At 39.2% G+C, this 612-nt stretch carries 1 protein-coding gene; it reads right to left on the reverse strand.

Features of this window, described 5'->3' with window-relative positions; genetic code table 11:
• Positions 1-468: 4-hydroxythreonine-4-phosphate dehydrogenase PdxA (locus ACS8FD_RS22225; RefSeq protein WP_439277459.1), on the reverse strand; the 468-nt coding region annotated here is incomplete at its 3' end.
• Positions 469-612: the final 144 nt, after the last annotated feature.

Consider the following 612-nt stretch of genomic DNA (forward strand, 5'->3'; position numbering starts at 1 on the left):
CATCATGCCATCTAAAAGTTTAATGTCGGCGTCAATTAACGCAGATTTTTGTAACGGTCCAGTAACGATAGCGGCTACCGTTTCATTTGTTGCAAGTTGATGAGCGATTTCTAATTGCTTGGCGACCATTGCTGCATTCTTGGTGTTAATATGACCTGCCCGCACAGGTGCAGGGCAAGGTACATCCAACAATAAGAATGCATTATTTGCTACATTAAAATCCGCATTATTTACATCAGTCATTGATGATGGAGTCACTGTAATACTTTGCCAAGTTGGACAGCTTTTTAGTGCGCCAGTAGTTAGTAGTTGCTCTGCACGTGCCTGCATAGCATTGGCATCAGCTGTGATCCAGATTGGTCGATTAAAATTTTGTAGCTTACCTTCTTGCGCAAGTAACAAAACCACGTCCATCCCGATACCAGCAGGCTCACCTGTGGTGATTAATAAGGGTTGTTTTTGACTCATACATCCACCTCTTATTTTTATTTAACTATTTGATTTTACCGTATTTTATATATATCTGTTAATCATTTGGATAATGGTAATACCTACCAAATATACCCGTTATATGCCTGACAAAGATAGAGAAAAGTATCTATAAACAGCCTT

The sequence above is a fragment of the Psychrobacter sp. 1U2 genome (assembly GCF_051847575.1).